The sequence below is a fragment of the Clostridium sp. UBA5988 genome (genome assembly GCF_002435615.1).
GTDB lineage: Bacteria > Bacillota > Clostridia > Clostridiales > Clostridiaceae > Clostridium_J > Clostridium_J sulfidigenes.
In genome coordinates, this window is record NZ_DJBA01000012.1 from 98,469 (window position 1) to 114,154 (window position 15,686).

The 15,686-nt window shown below is 30.3% G+C and carries 15 protein-coding genes; 13 read left to right on the forward strand and 2 right to left on the reverse strand.

Annotated elements, in window-relative coordinates:
- Nucleotides 1-13 precede the first annotated feature (13 nt).
- From rsmD to B3J31_RS02030, 3 genes are read left to right on the forward strand one after another with little or no spacing between them, the layout of a single operon-like run.
- Entirely contained in the window at nucleotides 14-568 is a 555-nt protein-coding gene (rsmD, locus tag B3J31_RS02020) for a 16S rRNA (guanine(966)-N(2))-methyltransferase RsmD (protein ID WP_150843572.1), read from the forward strand.
- 3 nt (nucleotides 569-571) lie between these two features.
- Nucleotides 572-1,066 (forward strand): pantetheine-phosphate adenylyltransferase, encoded by a 495-nt coding sequence (gene coaD / locus B3J31_RS02025; protein WP_035132727.1) that lies wholly within the window; start codon nucleotides 572-574, stop codon nucleotides 1,064-1,066.
- Nucleotides 1,066-1,617 (forward strand): ATP synthase F0 subunit B, encoded by a 552-nt coding sequence (locus tag B3J31_RS02030; protein ID WP_035132729.1) that lies wholly within the window; start codon nucleotides 1,066-1,068, stop codon nucleotides 1,615-1,617. The genes coaD and B3J31_RS02030 overlap by 1 nt, the downstream gene beginning before the upstream one ends.
- Here B3J31_RS02030 and ylbJ read toward each other — a convergent pair.
- Both ylbJ and B3J31_RS02040 read right to left on the reverse strand, forming a co-directional pair.
- Nucleotides 1,614-2,792, reverse strand: a complete 1,179-nt coding sequence (gene ylbJ / locus B3J31_RS02035) for a sporulation integral membrane protein YlbJ (protein WP_150843571.1) — start codon at nucleotides 2,790-2,792, stop codon at nucleotides 1,614-1,616. The two genes, B3J31_RS02030 and ylbJ, sit on opposite strands and share 4 nt — an antisense overlap.
- Before the next feature lie 167 nt (nucleotides 2,793-2,959).
- A complete protein-coding gene (locus tag B3J31_RS02040; RefSeq protein WP_150843570.1) occupies nucleotides 2,960-4,180 on the reverse strand; it encodes a nucleotidyltransferase in 1,221 nt (406 codons plus the stop codon).
- 177 nt (nucleotides 4,181-4,357) lie between these two features.
- Here B3J31_RS02040 and pta point away from each other — a divergent pair, with 177 nt between their 5' ends.
- The 10 genes from pta (at nucleotide 4,358) to ftsY (ending at nucleotide 15,658) form a co-directional block, all read left to right on the forward strand.
- Nucleotides 4,358-5,359 carry a phosphate acetyltransferase gene (gene pta, locus B3J31_RS02045; RefSeq protein WP_035132736.1) on the forward strand — a complete coding sequence of 334 codons (1,002 nt, stop codon included), beginning with the start codon at nucleotides 4,358-4,360 and terminating at the stop codon, nucleotides 5,357-5,359.
- A gap of 86 nt (nucleotides 5,360-5,445) precedes the next feature.
- Nucleotides 5,446-6,642 carry an acetate/propionate family kinase gene (locus B3J31_RS02050; protein ID WP_150843569.1) on the forward strand — a complete coding sequence of 399 codons (1,197 nt, stop codon included), beginning with the start codon at nucleotides 5,446-5,448 and terminating at the stop codon, nucleotides 6,640-6,642.
- Between the two features lie 201 nt (nucleotides 6,643-6,843).
- The gene (locus tag B3J31_RS02055; RefSeq protein WP_346873562.1) at nucleotides 6,844-7,386 is read left to right on the forward strand and encodes a DUF177 domain-containing protein; all 543 of its coding nucleotides are present in this window, start codon (nucleotides 6,844-6,846) and stop codon (nucleotides 7,384-7,386) included.
- A 2-nt stretch (nucleotides 7,387-7,388) separates the two neighbouring features.
- On the forward strand, nucleotides 7,389-7,571 hold the full coding sequence (gene rpmF / locus B3J31_RS02060) for a 50S ribosomal protein L32 (protein ID WP_035132741.1): 183 nt from the start codon (nucleotides 7,389-7,391) through the stop codon (nucleotides 7,569-7,571).
- Between the two features lie 100 nt (nucleotides 7,572-7,671).
- A complete protein-coding gene (plsX, locus tag B3J31_RS02065; protein WP_150843575.1) occupies nucleotides 7,672-8,664 on the forward strand; it encodes a phosphate acyltransferase PlsX in 993 nt (330 codons plus the stop codon).
- Between the two features lie 139 nt (nucleotides 8,665-8,803).
- The gene (acpP, locus tag B3J31_RS02070) at nucleotides 8,804-9,034 is read left to right on the forward strand and encodes an acyl carrier protein (protein ID WP_035132743.1); all 231 of its coding nucleotides are present in this window, start codon (nucleotides 8,804-8,806) and stop codon (nucleotides 9,032-9,034) included.
- Nucleotides 9,035-9,183: 149 nt separating this feature from the next.
- Nucleotides 9,184-9,882, forward strand: coding sequence for a ribonuclease III (rnc, locus tag B3J31_RS02075; protein WP_150843568.1), 699 nt, complete (start codon nucleotides 9,184-9,186; stop codon nucleotides 9,880-9,882).
- A complete protein-coding gene (locus B3J31_RS02080; RefSeq protein WP_150843567.1) occupies nucleotides 9,875-10,960 on the forward strand; it encodes a radical SAM protein in 1,086 nt (361 codons plus the stop codon). The genes rnc and B3J31_RS02080 overlap by 8 nt, the downstream gene beginning before the upstream one ends.
- A gap of 217 nt (nucleotides 10,961-11,177) precedes the next feature.
- Nucleotides 11,178-14,735 (forward strand): chromosome segregation protein SMC, encoded by a 3,558-nt coding sequence (smc, locus tag B3J31_RS02085; protein WP_346867341.1) that lies wholly within the window; start codon nucleotides 11,178-11,180, stop codon nucleotides 14,733-14,735.
- An 11-nt stretch (nucleotides 14,736-14,746) separates the two neighbouring features.
- Nucleotides 14,747-15,658, forward strand: a complete 912-nt coding sequence (gene ftsY / locus B3J31_RS02090) for a signal recognition particle-docking protein FtsY (protein ID WP_035132751.1) — start codon at nucleotides 14,747-14,749, stop codon at nucleotides 15,656-15,658.
- The last annotated feature ends 28 nt before the right edge of the window (nucleotides 15,659-15,686 follow it).

Consider the following 15,686-nt stretch of genomic DNA (forward strand, 5'->3'; position numbering starts at 1 on the left):
AAAGGAGATAAAAATGAGAGTAATTGCAGGAAAAGCTAAAGGAAGAAAGTTACTATCACCAGAGGGGATGGGCACTAGACCTACTCTTGATAGAGTTAAAGAATCAATTTTTAGTATAATACAAAATAAAGTAAGAGGCAGTATAGTTTTAGATCAGTTTTCTGGTACAGGAAGCCTAGGTCTAGAGGCTGCAAGTAGAGGAGCTAAAGAGTGTCATTTAATAGACATGGGAGACGTAACTTATAAGTATTTAAAAGAAAATATTAAAAATTTAAAATTTGAAGATTTCTGTACATCTTATAAAGGTGATTCATACAAATACTTAGAGGAGTTTGGGAGAATAGGAAAGGTATTTGATTTAATATTTATAGACCCACCTTATGCAAAAGATATGATTCCACCAGCTCTAGAACTTATTAAAAAACATAATTTACTACAAAGAGATGGCTTGATTGTAACGAAAATAGATTCAGGTGAAGAAATTTGTGAAGGTTATGAAGACATTGTTTTAATAGACCAAAGAAAATACGGAAACACCACTGTATGTTTCTATGAATTTGAGGAGTAAAAAATGATTAAAGCAGTTTATCCAGGCAGTTTTGACCCAATAACAAATGGTCACTTAGATATTATAAAAAGATGTTCATACGTATTTGATCAGGTTACTGTAGCTGTATTACTAAATCCTAACAAAAGTGGTTGGTTTAGCATTGAAGAGAGAATTGATCAAATTGAGAGAGTGGTTAAAGCTTTACCAAATGTAAAAGTAAAAAGTTTTACAGGTCTTTTAGTGGATTTTATGGAAGCAGAAGACAGTGATGTAATGGTTAAGGGACTTAGATCTATGTCAGATTTTGATTATGAGTTTCAAATGGCATTAATGAATAAAAAGCTTGATAAAACAAAAGAAACTATGTTTATGATGACCAACTCTAAGTACTCTTATCTTAGCTCATCAGCTATAAAGCAAGTGGCTTTGTTTAAGGGACACTTGGATGGATTAATTCCAAAAGAGTTAGAAAATGAAATTAGAGAGAGAGCTAAAAGTTTTGAGGGGGAATTATAGTGAAGGTATTAGAACTATTAGATTATCTACAACAAACTATTGACATGTCACCAAAGAATTTAGTAGGTAAAGTATCTATTAATAAAAAAGAAGTCTTAAGAACTCTTAATGAAATGAGAAAATTGCTACCAGATGAATTTGAAGAAGCTAAAAATTTAATGAATCGTAAAGAAATAATTTTAGACGAAGCAAGAAGTGAAGCAGAACGTATTATTCAGGATAGTAGAAAAAGAGCACAACAAGAATATGAAAACTGTGATGTGTTAGTAGCTGCTAAAAAAGAAGCAGAAGAAATATTAGAAAGTGCTAATGAGGAAGCTAAAAAAATTAAAGGTGAAGCTAATAAGCAAGCTAAGGATTTAAAATTTGGAGTTATGAATTATGCAGACAGCACTTTAAGTAATTTACAAAAGGATATAGACATTATAGGAGAAGAGTCTTTAAAAGTTATACAAAATGAAATGGAAGAAATGCTTGTAAAATTATATAAAGAAATTTCTTCCACTACATCTAAGGTAAGAGAAAATATTAAAGAATTAGGAAATGACTAAAAACAATCTCGTAACTTTTTGAGTATCACAGGGATAGAAAATATAAATATTAGTAGGACCAAAAACCCTGATTTAGATGATAGCATAGTATTGTTTATGAAAAAAGTTTCCTGATTAACTAGAGAAAATGGTAGTTTTAAAAATAACAATGTTATCAAGGTGCATATTATTCCCTGAACAACTTTTAGAAATATATATTTTTTCATTGATACCTTATATTTGTAAACAAAGGAGTATACTTGGAAGGTTATAGATAATCCACTAAAACCTATTAAAAAGCTGCATATAAGAATTTTAATGTTTAGGGTTAAGGAACTTGTAGCTACAATGTTACATCCATTTGTAATTTCTATAAATCCAAGGAAGATTCCATCAAGGAGATTATAATTAATAATACCGGAACTACATAAAGAAATAAGGGCAGTGTGATATATTCCACTGCTTTTTATTATGTTTATAATTACAGAAAAAATAACTACAAAACTACCTATTGATAAGCAGGTTTTGGTAGCATCTTCAAGGGCATTTTTCATGGCTACCCCGAAGTTAAGGTTTTCATTTATCTGTGTCACAGCAACAGAAGAATTGCTATTTATAGTATATTTATTAGTCTTTCTAGTAGGTAGTATTAACCCCATAACAATACAAGATAAAGCATTAGAAATAAGAAGGATATAACCTAAAAATGCACTATGAAGCATTGCAGTACCAACAGTACCTATAATAAATAGAGGGCTTCCATTAGTGGCTATATTTAAAAGTCTTTCAAAAGTTGGTTTATCAATAACCTTTCTTTCATAGAGTTCACAAGCATATCTGGAACCAAGAGGATATCCACAAAACAAACTAGCTAAAATAACTACACTACACTCCTTTGGTAGTCTTAAAGGGGTACATAGTATCTTACCTAAAAACTTTGAATAAATTTCTATACCCCCAAAAGAAAAAATTAAGTTAACTATGACCAAGAAGGGGAATAGTGATGGAAATACTGAGTAAAAAAACAGTTTAGCTCCATTTATAGTAAAGGCTATGCAATCTTTAGGATTTAGTATGATGTAAATAATTAAGAGAGAAAATATTGTTGTAAGCAGAAGGTTTTTTGATGAATTTCTAAATAATAAATATATTAAAAATATAATAAGCACAATTACAATAAAAAATAATGCCTTCATTTAAATAATCCTTTTAAATTGATATACTTAAATATATTTTTTATCTTGGGAATATATGATAACAAAATATAGGTAAAATAAAATCTTCAAGGTACTTCCAAAACAAGTCACTAAAAATTAATCTAATGATTTAGGTTATTTTGGTATGGTTCCTTGAAGAATTATGTTTATAATATAATCGGGCTTTGTAGATAATCTTCCATAGCACTTATGGAAGGATTTAGAATGCTATAGCCGCTAGTGCATTGTAAATCTAATTTTAAGGTAGGGTTTATATCCTTTGGTAGTTTTGAATATATTGGTATAGAAGAATTGTTCTTCATTGATTTTAATGCCATAGCTCCATGTTTAGTGAAGCCCAAAATACGAGCATATGGACAAGGCTCTTTACGCATTTCTAAGGTATTGTATTCATAAAAGCCTAGAAAATACTGACATAGTATTCTACTGATTCTAGTATAGGTATATCGTTTACTTTTTATCATTTCAATACAATGTTCATAATCTTTAGCGTCTTTTATGGTAGCTAATATCTTATTATGGAGACCTTCAGAAGCATCCGGAATTGATTGGAAAAAGTTATTTTTGCTAGTTATAGCCTTATACTTTATATATGGATACATCATGTAATCAAAGGGAAAATTATAATTTTTGTTTTTAAGTTCTACCATATCCTCGTAAACACTAGGAGGAACATGAGAAATTAATTCTTTCATAGAAGTATTTGATTTCAAGGATTTTCTAATAGCAGTAGCACTTGAGAAGATATTATTTAAATTAGTACTATTGTAATCCCCACCTTCTCTTTTTATGGTATAGGGTACAATATTACTATGAAGTTTTTTTAAGCTCTTAAGGTATTCAACCCCTAAAATATTATTAGAAGAATTTAGATAATCAGTTAATTTTTTTTCATTATAATAATTTTTTTTATTTAAATAATGAATTAAAGCTGAAGAACGAGCCTTTGGAAAAGGTAATCCTCTATCTAAATCTTCTTTCAATAAGGACTTGAATAAAGGAGGTTCTTCTACTAGTAGATCAGATACTTCTTTTAGAAAGTCTATATCACCTGCTTCACTTCCAAAGCAAATTGAATCTACTATCCCTAGACTATTAAGAAGACTTACGGAACCATAAGAAAAGAATTCCGCAGAAGATAGGCTGTATATTGCAGGGAGTTCTAAAACAATATCTACCCCATTATTTAAAGCCATTGATGTTTTTTTCCATTTATCTACTATAGAAGGAATACCTCTTTGATTAAAGTTTCCACTCATTACTGCAATAATTAAATCACTATTAGTCAATTCTTTAGTTTTATTTATATGAAAAAGGTGTCCATTGTGAAGAGGATTATATTCCACAATAATTCCTGATATTTTCATTAAAATTACCTCCTGTACTCATATAACCATAGATTATATCAAAAAAATGTTAATTATCATAGCCTAATTATTAAATTAAGTCAAAAAAATTCAATATAGAGGTTGAAAAATATATATGAAAAGGGGTATAGTAATAAGGGATATTTAGAATATTTTTACTGAAAGGGGTAAGAAAAAATGAGTTTTACACAAAAGGTATGGAAATTAGCACAACAAGAGATGAAGACAATAGTACTTCCAGAAGGTGAAGAAGAAAGAAATTTAAAGGCTTCAGAAATTATCCATAAAAATAAAATAGCTAAAGTTATATTAGTAGGTAGCCAGGATAAGATTAAGGAAAATGCTAAGAATTTCGGGGTAAATATTGAGGGAATTGAAATTGTAGATCCTGAAGTATCACCTAAGACTGCAGAGTATGCAAAAGCATTTTATGAACTTAGAAAAAATAAGGGTGTTACAGAGGAAAAAGCATTACAAACAGTTAAAGACCCAGTTTATTATGGAACAATGATGGTTAAACTAGAAGATGCCCATGGATTAGTTTCAGGAGCAGTACATAGCACAGGGGATTTATTACGTCCAGGACTTCAAATTATAAAAACAGCTCCAGGAATAAAAGTTGTTTCAAGTTTCTTCGTTATGGAACTTGAAAATTCTCCATATGGAGATAATGGTACTCTATTATTTGGAGATTGTGCAGTTAATCCTAATCCAACATCAGAAGAGCTTGCATCAATAGCTATAAGTACAGCAGAAAATGCAAAGACTCTATGTGGAATAGATCCAAAGGTTGCAATGTTATCTTTCTCAACTATGGGAAGTGCTAAACATGAAAATGTAAATAAGGTTGTTGAAGCTACAAGAATGGCAAAAGAAGCTAGACCAGATCTTGCAATAGATGGAGAATTACAATTAGATGCAGCTATAGTTGATAAAGTAGCAAGTCTTAAAGCGCCAAATAGTACAGTAGCAGGAAATTCTAATGTTTTAATATTCCCAGATTTACAAGCAGGAAATATTGGATATAAATTAGTTCAAAGATTTGCAGGAGCTGAAGCTATAGGTCCAGTATGTCAAGGGTTTGCAAAACCAATAAACGACCTTTCAAGAGGATGTAGTGTAGATGATATAGTAAATGTTGTAGCAATTACAGCAGTGCAAGCGCAAAATAGCAAATAAATATTATATTGATTTAATTAAAAATATATTGTAATCTAATATAATGATATATTAATATATTACAAATGCGTCAGGAGGAAATGAGAATGAAAGTATTAGTAATAAACTGTGGAAGTTCTTCATTAAAGTACCAATTAATAAACATGGAAACAGAAGAGAGCTTAGCACAAGGATTAGTTGAAAGAATAGGAATTGAAGGTTCAATTTTAACTCAAAAGGTTCCAGGAAGAGATAAATATATAATAGAGCAACCAATGGCTGACCATAAAGATGCAATAAAATTAGTTTTAGATGCATTAGTAGATGGTAACCATGGAGTTATTTCTTCAATGGATGAAATATCAGCAGTAGGACACAGAGTTGTTCATGGTGGAGAAAAATATTCAGAATCTGTAGTAATTGATGATGCAGTTATGGAAAGTTTAGAAGAGTGTGTAAAACTTGCACCACTTCATAATCCAGCAAACATAATTGGAATTAATGCTTGCAAGAGCTTAATGCCAAACACTCCAATGGTTGCAGTATTCGATACAGCATTCCATCAAACAATGCCAAAGACTGCTTATATGTACCCACTACCATATGAGCTATACACTAAGTATGGAATAAGAAAATATGGTTTCCACGGAACATCACATAAATATGTATCAGCAGAATGTGCTAAATTAATGGGCAAAGACATAAAAGATGTTAAAATCATCACTTGTCATCTTGGAAACGGAGCTAGCTTAGCTGCTATAAAAGATGGCCATTGTGTAGATACAAGTATGGGATTCACTCCACTTGAAGGAATAGCAATGGGAACTAGATGTGGAAACATTGACCCTGCTATAGTTACATTCTTAATGAATGAAGGAAAAATGACAGCTAAAGAAGTTGATAATTTAATGAACAAACAATCAGGAGTTCTTGGATTATCAGGAGTAAGTAGTGACTTTAGAGATATAGAAGATGCTGCTAAAGAAGGAAATGAAAGAGCTATTCTTGCTTTAAATGTATATAACTACAGAGTAAGAGAAATGATCGGTGCTTATGCTGCAGCAATGGGCGGAGTAGATGCGGTTGTATTTACAGCAGGACTTGGAGAAAATGCTATAGAAACTAGAGCAGAAATTTGCAAAGGCTTAGAATTCTTAGGTATAGAAATAGATGATGCTAAGAATAATGTTAGAGGAAAATCTACAGAAGTAAGCAAAGATGGAGCTAAAGTAAAAGTATTTGTTATTCCTACAAATGAAGAATTAGTAATAGCAAGAGATACTAAAGAACTTACTTCAAAATAGTAAAAATGTTTATCCGCTTGAGTAAAAAATTAGCTTTTTATCTTAAGGAAAAAATATACATGTGTAAATTACCTTGACTTTTATCGGTATAATTTATATAATAACTTGTGTTTGAATGATATATTTAATTAACTTAAGGAGGGAAGTTGGAGCTTTACTCAAGCTATGCATTTTGCATTATATATAACTAGTCTTAGTTATATGAGAAAAAACAGGTATATTATGTTTTTTCAGAGTGTTGTTATGATTATAAACTTTAAAGATTTAAATGATAAGAACTATGAGAGAAAGAATATAGATATCGAAATTGAGAAAGATAAATTTTACGATGGTAGTGAAATGGTAAAATACTCCAAGCCTATTAAGTTTAATGGGTTTTTGCGTCGCAAAAAGGAAGTTATAGAACTTATTGGAGACGTAGATACTGAAGTATTATTAAATTGTTCTAGATGTACAAAAGCTTTTTCTTATGAAGTTAAGGTGCACATAGAAGAAGACATATCAAACACTGATGATTGTGAGATTATCTCAACCAATACTGAGAATATAGATATTTATGAAATTATTGAAAACAGTATTCTCCTTGAACTACCTGTTAAAAGGTTATGTAAAGAGGATTGCAAAGGCTTATGCCAGACTTGTGGGAAAGATTTAAATTTAGGACAATGTTCTTGTACTGATTTTTATGTAGACCCTAGACTTGAAAAGCTATCACAAATGTTTTCTAACCATAAGGAGGTGTAATAATGGGAAATCCAGCTAGAAAATTTTCAAAAGCAAGAAGAGATTCAAGAAGAGCTCAAACTTTTAAACTTGGTTTACCAGGAATAGTAGAGTGTCCTCAATGCCACGAAATGAAGCTTGCTCACAGAGTTTGTAAGAACTGTGGTTACTACAAGAATAGAGAAGTTGTTTCAACTGAGGAATAAGAAGAAAGTCGATAGACTTTCTTTTTATTTTTATGTGGAAATTTAAATGAAAAAAATATATAATGTATTTAAATATTTTAAAATCATGAAAGGAGTTACTATGAAGGTTGTAGTTGATGGAATGGGTGGAGATAATTCACCTGAAGCTATAGTAGAAGGTTGTGTTCTTGCACAAAAAGAATATGATATAGATATAATAATTACAGGTCAAGAAGATCTTATAAAAAAAGAATTAGAAAAATATGAATATACCAAAGGAAGAATAACTATTATAAATACTACTGAAATTATTTCAACTAATGAAGCACCAGTAAAAGCTCTAAAGACTAAGAAGGATTCATCTCTTGTTAAAGCTTTAGAATTAGTTAAGAATAAGGAAGCAGATGCCATTGTATCTGCTGGAAGTACAGGAGCCTTCTTAGCAGGCTGTACTCTTATTGTAAAGAGGATTAAAGGGATAAGTAGACCAGCACTAGCACCAGTTATGCCTGGTAAAAATGGTCCATTTATGATAATAGATGTAGGAGCTAATGCAGATTGTAAACCCCATTATTTAACTCAGTTTGCTCAAATGGGTAAGGTATATTTTGAAAGTGTATTATCGGTTAAAAATCCTACTGTAGGTCTTATAAACATAGGATCAGAGGAAGAAAAGGGAAATGAATTAACCAAGGAAGCTTATCAACTTTTAAAACAAGAGAATTTAAATTTTATAGGAAATGTAGAGCCGAGAGAAATTCCTAAAGGAGAAGTAAATGTCCTTGTATGTGATGGTTTTGTAGGGAATACCGTATTAAAGATGTATGAAGGCGTTGCAGAAACCATTCTAAGTGAGCTTAAAAATGAAATAATGAGTTCCACAACAACAAAAATAGGCGGACTATTATTAAAGCCTGTATTTAAGAAATTTAAAAAGCACTATGACTATAAAGAATACGGTGGAGCTGCATTTTTAGGGGTTGATGGTATTTGCATAAAAGCTCATGGAAGCTCTGATGCTAAGGCTTTAAAAAATGCAATTAAACTTTCTAAAACCTATTATGATACAAAAGTATTAGATAAAGTTAAAGATGCTTTTAAAGAAGAAAAATAAAAAAATTAAAATAAGTGAATAAAATTTTGTAGGTTTAGTATATTATAATATAGTATTTGAAAATAAACAGTTGATTATTATCCAATATGCTATTATATTAAATAGTGATATTATATTGAATTTTTAGGAGGTATATAAAATGTTTGAAAAGATAAGAGCAAAAATCGCGGAGCAACTAAGCATAGATGAAAATGATATAACTATGGACTCTGGATTTGTTGATGATTTAGGAGCAGACTCATTGGACTTAGTTGAGTTAATTATGGCCCTTGAAGAGGAATTTGACATGGAAATCCCTGATGAAGATGCAGAAAAAATAACTAGTGTTGGAGATGTAGTTGACTACATAAAAGCACGAGTAGAAGAATAATATCAGCAGGTTCCGTAGAAATGCGGAACCTTATTTTTAGATTTATTCTTGAATTTATCCACTTGAGTTTATTTACTTGAATAATAATATTAAGTTAGTAGGTTATTTAGATAAATTGAAGAATAAACCTTGGCGAAAGAGGTAAAAAGATGAAAATATTAAAAAGTACATTAGAATTAAAAAATAAATTAGGTATTGACTTTAAAGATTTAACTTTATTACAAACAGCAATAACTCATAGTTCTTACGCTAATGAAAGAAACACTGCCTTCAATGAACGATTAGAGTTTTTAGGAGATACAGTTTTAGAATTAATTATATCTGAATATTTATTTACTAATCACATAGATGAAACAGAAGGATACCTTACTAAGGTAAGAGCTTTAATTGTATGTGAAAATTCTTTATTTGAAATAGCTAAGAAGTGGGAACTAGGAAAATACATTTATATGAGTAAAGGTGAAGAATTAACCGGTGGTAGAACTAGAGTATCAATTTTAGCTGATGCTGTAGAAGCTATTATTGCTGCAGTATACTTAGATGAAGGACTTTTAGTAACTAAGGAGTTTGTCCTTAAAAATTTCAATTCAATTATTATTAAAGCAGTTAAAAATGAGATAATTTTAGACTATAAAACAAAGCTTCAAGAAATATTACAAAAAAATGGAGATGTAGATATTTCTTATTCTCTGATTAATTTTGAAGGACCACCTCATAGAAGAGAATTTTTTGTGAAAGTTTTGATTAATGGAGAAGCTAAAGGAAGTGGCTCAGGGTATAGTAAGAAAGAAGCTGAACAAATGGCCGCTAGGGAAGTTTTAATTAAGAGGGGTGATATTAGTGAGTAAAAATCATTATATTATACCTATATTTGTGCCTCATATAGGATGTCCTCATACTTGTGTGTTTTGTAATCAGGATAGTATTACAGGAGATGCAGGTTCAGCAGGTAGCGCAGGAAATGTAGATGGTGCTTATGTAAAAAAAACCATAGAGGATTATTTAGAAACTATAGATAGTAGTGATGCTATAATTGAGGTATCATTTTTCGGTGGTACTTTTACAGGAATTAATATGTGCATCCAAAGAGAACTATTATCAGTAGCTCAAAACTATAAAAAAATAGGAAAGATTAAATTTATAAGATTGTCCACAAGGCCAGATTATATAGACCAAGAGATTTTAGACCACCTAAAAAGTTTTGATGTAGATATTATAGAATTAGGAGTTCAATCCTTAGATGAAGAAGTTTTACATAAATCAGGGAGAGGTCATAGTTCAGAAGATGTGGAGAAGGCATCGAGATTAATAAAAGAATATGGATTCACCTTAGGGCATCAAATCATGCTAGGACTCCCAGGAGATACAAGAGAGAAGGATATTGAAACTACAAGAAAAAGTATTTCTATGAATCCAGATATCTGTAGGATATACCCATCCCTAGTTATTAAGGAAACACCTATGGAAAAGCTCTTAAGGGAAGGCATATATAAGCCATATACTTTAGAGGAAGCTGTAGATATAAGTAAGATAGTCTATGGAATGATGGAGGGTAATGATATAAAGGTTATCCGAATTGGCCTTCAACCTACAGAAGAGATTAGTGCTGATGGAGATGTGGTAGATGGACCTTTTCATCCTGCCTTTAGAGAGCTGGTGGAGAGTAGTGTCTACTGTGATATGATTTATGATTACTATAAAGATAAAGAAATGGATAAGTACAAAATATATATAAATCCTAAAGATATATCTAAGCTTTATTCTAATAAAAAGCAATATTTTAATCTGCTTCTAAAAAAATTAAAGAGTAAAGAACTATTTGTAACTCAAGAAAGAAATATAGGAAAGTCTTCCATAGGGTTTTATAATGGTACAAAGTTAGATATAATTAATCAGAAGGATTATTTAAAACTTAAATATCAATAAAACTTTTGATTATATAGGCTAAAGTAAATATATATTTTAAAGTATCCTAGGAAGACTATAGGATATTTTCTTTAAATTAAAGTTAGGAGTGGATTTTATGAGGATGACTAAGAAAAAAAGAGAAAAATATATAAAAATAATAACTACTTGTATATGCATTGCTATGGCTGCAGTACTTATTTTACCTATAATCTTAGGAGCTTAGGAGTGTGAATAGATGTTCTTAAAATCTATCGAAATAAGAGGATTCAAATCCTTTGCAGATAAGACAGAGCTTACATTTAAAAAAGGTGTAACTGTAGTTGTAGGTCCCAATGGAAGTGGAAAAAGTAATATCTCAGATGCTGTAAGGTGGGTGCTGGGTGAACAAAGTATTAGGAATCTTAGAGGAGACAAAATGGAAGATGTAATCTTTGCAGGTACTCAATATAGAAAACCTGTAGGGCTTGCTCAAGTTTCTCTTACTTTAGATAATAGCGATTCTGACTTAGATATAGCCTATTCTCAGGTAACCGTTGCAAGAAGATTATATAGATCATGTGAAAGTGAGTATTTAATAAATAATACTGTGTGTAGATTAAAAGATGTACAAGCTTTATTTATGGATACAGGTATAGGTAAGGAAGGATATTCATTAATAGGACAAGGTAAAATTGATGCAATTTTAAGTGCTAAGTCAGAGGATAGAAGAAAGTTATTAGAAGAGGCCGCAGGTATAGTAAAATATAAAACAAGAAAAGAAGAGGCTGAGAAGAAACTAGATAACACGGAGCAAAATCTTATTAGAATAAATGATATTATTTCTACCTATGAAGAAAGGCTTCCATCCTTAGAAGAAGATTGTGAAAAAGCCAAAATATTTTTAGAAGCTTCTGAAGAGGTAAAAGTAAAGGAAGTTAATATAATCATAGATTTTTTGGAAAAGACTAAAGTTAACATAGATAGATACAACAACACAATAAATACTGTAACTGCAGATATAGAAACCTTGAAGAAAGAAAAATATGAATTAAAACTAGCTTATGAAAATAATAATGAAGAGCTAGAAGCTTTAAATAATATTTTAGAAGAAAAGAAAAAGGTTTATTATGAAAGTCAAAATAAACATCAAGGAGTAATTGGAGAAGTTAAACTCTTTGAAGAAAAAATATTACATTTAGAAGACAGTATAAATAGATTGAACAGTGAAATACTGCAAAAAAATCAATATCTTGAAGAGGCGTATTTGAAAATAGAAAACCAAAGAAAGAGTATTGCAGCCTTAAAAGAAGAAGAATTAGACATTAATAGTAAAATAGAAAAAAAACAATTAGAATTAACAAATGTATTAAATAGTGTAACTAGTGATAATAATAAATTGAAGGAATTAGAAGAGATAAAATTTAAGTACTATAATAATATTAATTCTAAAACTAGTGAAATAGATATTTTAAAAAATAATATGGAAATTAGTAGTGGAAATGTAGAAAATTTAATATTAGATGTTCAAACTTTTAAAAATTCTATATTAATAAATAACAAGACGAAAAATCATTTAATAGAAGAAGAGAATAAGGCTAGTATTAATATTGAGAAATATGAAGAGGAAGTTAAGGAAAATAGAAAAAAATTATCTAAGTGTAAGCATGACTTAGAGATCTTAGAAAAAAAATTAAAAGAAATATTGAGAGAGCAAGGAAATAAAGAAGCTAGGCTAAATGCTTTGGTAACTTTAGAGAATTCCTATGAAGGATATAATAGATCTGTAAAACTTCTAATGCAACACATAGAGAATAGTAAAGATTATAAAGCAAATGAGGATTGCTATGTACTTGGAGATATAATAAAGGTTCCAGAGAGGTTTGAAAGAGCTATAGAGATTGCTATGGGAGCTAGCATATCTAATATTGTCACCAAGGATGAACACATAGCAAAAAATCTTATTAATTACTTGAAAAGTAGTAAAATAGGAAGAGCAACCTTTATGCCTATAAATATAGTAAAGGGTAAGAACTTAGTGGTAGATAAAACTGTAAGGGATACTAAGGGCTATATAGGCATAGCTAGTGAACTTATAGAATTTGAAGATAAATTTAAGGGTGTAATCGATCAAGTTTTGGGCAAAACTCTTGTATGTGATACTATGGATAATGGACTACATATATCTAAAGTTTGTGGCTATAAATATAGAATTGTTACCTTAGATGGAGAAGTCTTTAATCCAGGGGGATCACTAACGGGAGGAAGTTATTCTAAAAATGCTAACGTAATTGGTAGAAAGAGAGAAATTGAAAAATTAACTGAGGAAGTAGAAGAAAGTCACGGAGTAGTTGCTCTTAAAAATGAAGAAATAACATCAGTTAATGTTAAGATTAAAGAACTAGATGATAGAGGTCTTAACTTAAGAGATGAAATACATTACGAGAGTATTAATATAACAAAGATTAAGGGTGAAATATCCAGGGTTACAGAAGAGGAACTAAGAAACAAAAGAGAACTTCAAAAAGCTAGCGAAAATCTGGGTAAGGAAGAGGAGAAAATTAAAGCCTTAAAAGCTAAATTAACTTTTTCAGAGCAGGAATTAACTCAGCTTAAAGATAAAGTAATAGAATTAGAAGGTCAATATGATGAGCATAACAATAAAACTAAAGGCAAAAATTTATATATAGATGCCATTAAAGATGAATTAACCTCTATAAAAATAAATAAAGCAAAGCTTTTAGAAGTTATAAGTAATAATATTCAAGAATTAGATAGGATGACCCAGGCGGTAGATATAGAGAAAAGGCTAATTGAAAGCAATTTGAAGAATATAGAAACATCCACTTTAGCTAAGGAAGAATATAGAATAAACATATCTAAAAGTACTGAAAGTACTAAGGAAATTATTAAGTTACTTAAGGAGTTAGAGCAGTTTTTCGAAGAAACCCAAGTAGAAAAGTTAAAGATAAAAGATAAAATTCCAGTTATAACTTCAAAAATTGAAGATATTGATTTACAATTAGATAAACTAGAAAAAGAAATTCATAAAAATCAGATTTCTTTAGCTAAAATTGAATCAGAAGAAGAAGTTCTATTGAAGAAGCTTAATGAAGAGTATAATCTTACCTTTGCAGAAGGATTAAGTTTTAAACTAGAGGGTTATGATATAGCTATATTAAAGAATGAAGTTGCAGAATTGAAAAAGAGAATAACTGCTCTTGGAGTAGTTAACCTAGGAGCTATAGAAGAATTTAAAGAAGTAAATGAAAAGTATACTTTTATGAGTACACAGAGGGAAGATTTAGTTAAGTCTAAGGAAGAAATAATTGAATTCATAGGCGAGATAACTGAAAAGATGAGAGATGTGTTTATGGAGAATTTTAAGCAGCTCAGGATTTACTTCAATGAGACTTTTAAGGAGTTATTTAAGGGTGGAAGTGCTGATTTAAGTCTTCAAGGTGATGATGAACTAACCTGTAAGATTGAAATAGATGTAGAGCCACCAGGAAAAAAACTTCAAAATATAAATCTACTTTCAGGAGGAGAGAAGGTTTTATCAGCCATTGCACTACTATTTGCAATACTAAAGATGAAGCCAACTCCATTCTGCATACTAGATGAGATTGAGGCAGCGTTAGATGATGCTAATGTACTTAGATATGGAGAATTTTTAAAAAAATTCTCTGAAAACATACAATTCATAGTAATAACTCACAGAAAAGGAACCATGGAAACCAGTGATATGATTTATGGAGTTACTATGGAAGAAAAGGGTGTATCTAAGGTAGTATCCATGGAATTTAATAAGAAATAAGGAGGATTAATATGTTTGGAGGATTTTTTGATAAGTTAAAACAGGGGCTTAGCAAAACTAGAAATACTATTAATGATGCAGTGACTCAAGTATTAAAACTTGCAGTTACAATAGATGATGATTTATATGAAGAACTAGAAGAAGTATTAATAACTAGTGATATAGGGGTAGAAACCTCAGTAGAAATTATTGAAAGGCTTAGAAAAAAGGTTGTTTCTGAAAGAATCAATGATACTGAAGAGATACTTCCAGCTATGAAATCTATAATTATGGATATGCTAGGAGACTATGAAACCTCAATAATACCTGAATCAACACCAGAAGTAAGATTAGTCATTGGTGTTAATGGAGTAGGCAAAACTACATCCATTGGAAAAATGGCTGCTAGAATAAAAAATAATAATTATAAGGTTTTATTAGCAGCAGCAGATACTTTTAGAGCGGCAGCTATAGATCAATTAGAAGTTTGGAGTAATAGAGCTAATGTGGATATGATAAAACATCAAGAAGGTTCAGATCCAGCAGCTGTTATATACGATGCAGTACAGGCTGCAAAGGCTAGAAAAGTTGATGTGTTAATTTGTGATACTGCAGGTAGACTTCATAATAAGAAAAATCTTATGGATGAACTTGGAAAGATCAATAGAGTTATCGATAGAGAGTATGGAGAAGCTAAAAAGGAAACTTTACTAGTTTTAGATGCTACTACTGGACAAAATGCGGTTATTCAAGCAAAACAATTTATGGAGGTATGTCCTATAGATGGTATAATTCTAACAAAGCTAGATGGTACAGCTAAGGGTGGTATAGTTATCTCTATAAAACATACTTTAAATATTCCAGTTAGATATATAGGAGTAGGAGAAGGTATAGATGATCTTCAAGAATTTAATTCTAGGGATTTTGTAGAAGCTTTATTTTAACTGTTAAGTCAGAAGTTTAGCACGTGAA

What these genes read in the sequence shown, in the direction of transcription:
- B3J31_RS02040 (WP_150843570.1), bottom strand. Translation starts at nt 4,180, where the DNA reads ATGAAAATATCAGGAATTATTGTGGAATATAATCCTCTTCACAATGGA.
- pta (WP_035132736.1), top strand. Translation starts at nt 4,358, where the DNA reads ATGAGTTTTACACAAAAGGTATGGAAATTAGCACAACAAGAGATGAAG.
- plsX (WP_150843575.1), top strand. Translation starts at nt 7,672, where the DNA reads ATGAAGGTTGTAGTTGATGGAATGGGTGGAGATAATTCACCTGAAGCT.
- smc (WP_346867341.1), top strand. Translation starts at nt 11,178, where the DNA reads ATGTTCTTAAAATCTATCGAAATAAGAGGATTCAAATCCTTTGCAGAT.
- rnc (WP_150843568.1), top strand. Translation starts at nt 9,184, where the DNA reads ATGAAAATATTAAAAAGTACATTAGAATTAAAAAATAAATTAGGTATT.
- ylbJ (WP_150843571.1), bottom strand. Translation starts at nt 2,792, where the DNA reads ATGAAGGCATTATTTTTTATTGTAATTGTGCTTATTATATTTTTAATA.
- B3J31_RS02055 (WP_346873562.1), top strand. Translation starts at nt 6,844, where the DNA reads ATGAGAAAAAACAGGTATATTATGTTTTTTCAGAGTGTTGTTATGATT.
- rsmD (WP_150843572.1), top strand. Translation starts at nt 14, where the DNA reads ATGAGAGTAATTGCAGGAAAAGCTAAAGGAAGAAAGTTACTATCACCA.
- B3J31_RS02050 (WP_150843569.1), top strand. Translation starts at nt 5,446, where the DNA reads ATGAAAGTATTAGTAATAAACTGTGGAAGTTCTTCATTAAAGTACCAA.
- ftsY (WP_035132751.1), top strand. Translation starts at nt 14,747, where the DNA reads ATGTTTGGAGGATTTTTTGATAAGTTAAAACAGGGGCTTAGCAAAACT.
- coaD (WP_035132727.1), top strand. Translation starts at nt 572, where the DNA reads ATGATTAAAGCAGTTTATCCAGGCAGTTTTGACCCAATAACAAATGGT.
- acpP (WP_035132743.1), top strand. Translation starts at nt 8,804, where the DNA reads ATGTTTGAAAAGATAAGAGCAAAAATCGCGGAGCAACTAAGCATAGAT.
- rpmF (WP_035132741.1), top strand. Translation starts at nt 7,389, where the DNA reads ATGGGAAATCCAGCTAGAAAATTTTCAAAAGCAAGAAGAGATTCAAGA.